The organism is Parafrankia sp. Ea1.12, assembly GCF_900465275.1.
GTDB lineage: Bacteria > Actinomycetota > Actinomycetes > Frankiales > Frankiaceae > Parafrankia > Parafrankia soli.
Genome location: NZ_UBIZ01000161.1, coordinates 1 through 1428, shown reverse-complemented (window position 1 = coordinate 1428; position 1428 = coordinate 1). Strand labels below are relative to the sequence as shown.

The 1428-nt window shown below is 69.5% G+C and carries 1 protein-coding gene and 1 pseudogene; both read right to left on the bottom strand.

What is annotated here, in order from left to right:
• Window positions 1–1030, bottom strand: a 1030-nt coding sequence (locus tag FMEAI12_RS04455; protein WP_235013691.1) for an IS256 family transposase, incomplete at its 3' end; no start/stop codon positions are given.
• A gap of 89 nt (window positions 1031–1119) precedes the next feature.
• Window positions 1120–1428, bottom strand: a pseudogene (locus FMEAI12_RS04450) (TRM11 family methyltransferase); the annotation flags it as partial.

Genomic DNA, 1428 nt, shown 5'->3' with positions numbered 1-1428 from the left:
CCTGGTGGAACGGGGTGTTCTCACCGAGCCCGATCCCGGCCTGTTCGTCCTTCCCCAGCCCGCCCCACCGACCACCCCAAAGATCAACCCAAGTTGAGACCCGGCAAAAGCGTGCAGAACGCCCACTGAGGTCCTTCGCGAGCGCGGGCCAGTCCTTCTTGCTGGCGTAGCGGAACGAGTTGCGCAGCAGGTGCACGATGCAGGTCTGCACGATCGTCGCCGGCCAGACCTGGGCGACGGCGTCGGGCAGGCCGGTCAGGCCGTCGCAGACGAGGATGAGCACGTCGGCGACACCGCGGTTCTTCAGGTCGGTGAGGATCTGCTGCCAGTGTTTGGCGCCCTCGCCGCCGGTGCCGGCCCACAAGCCGAGGATGTCGCGTTCCCCGTCGGCGGTGACGCCGATCGCGGCGTAGATCGGCCGGTTCGCGACCTGCCCGTCGCGGATCTTCACCACGATCGCGTCGATGAACACCACGGCGTAGACCGCGTCGAGTGGGCGGGCGCGCCAGGCCTCCATGCCCTCGATCACCGTGTCGGTGATGGTCGAGATGGTCTGGCGCGACACGTCGGTGCCGTAGACCTCGGCCAGATGCGCCTGGACCTCGCCGGTCGTGAGCCCCTTGGCGACCAGGGAGACGACGAGCTCCTCGACGCCGCCGAGGCGGCGCTGCCGCTTCGCGACGAGCTTCGGGGTGAACGTGCCGTCGCGGTCGCGGGGCACGTCGATCTCGACCGGGCCGATCTCGGTGATCAGGGTCTTCGACCGGGTGCCGTTGCGGGAGTTGCCGCTGTTACGGCCGGCCGGGTCGCCCGCGTCGTAGCCGAGATGAGCGGTCATCTCGGCGGCCAGCGCCTTCTCCAGGACCATCTTCGTCAGCGTGCCCAGCATCCCGCCTGGCCCGGTCAGCGACAGCCCGTCGGCGCGGGCCCGCTCGATGAGGCTCTCGGCGAGCGCCTCGTCGACGACCACCGGCTGGGCCGGGACGACGCCGGCGGCCTCGGCCGGTTTGTCCGTGATCGTCTCGGTCATCGTGTCGGTCATCTGGTGCCTCCTCTACCTGCGCGTATACACAGAGTGTCACAGGGGAGTTACACCGTTGTTCTTACAGTCCCACTGGGAAGAGCCGCGTTTCCGCGCACACCCTCGGGGGCGAGGGCGGGAAGGCGGCGGGAGTCGCCGGTGATGAGCTGGATGGTGCCGGTGGCGCCCTGGGTGTGCGCGAGGGTGGCGTTGGTACGGCCGATGGTGGCCCAGCGGGGTTCGTATTCGATGCCGAGGGCGTGGCGGCCGAGGTGGGCGGCTTCTACCAGGGTGGTGCCGATGCCGCACATAGGGTCGACGACGAGATCACCCGGCTTGGTGAACGTGGTGATGATGTGGCGGGCGAGGGCGGGCAGCATGCGGGCGGGGTGCGCGAGGGACTCGGG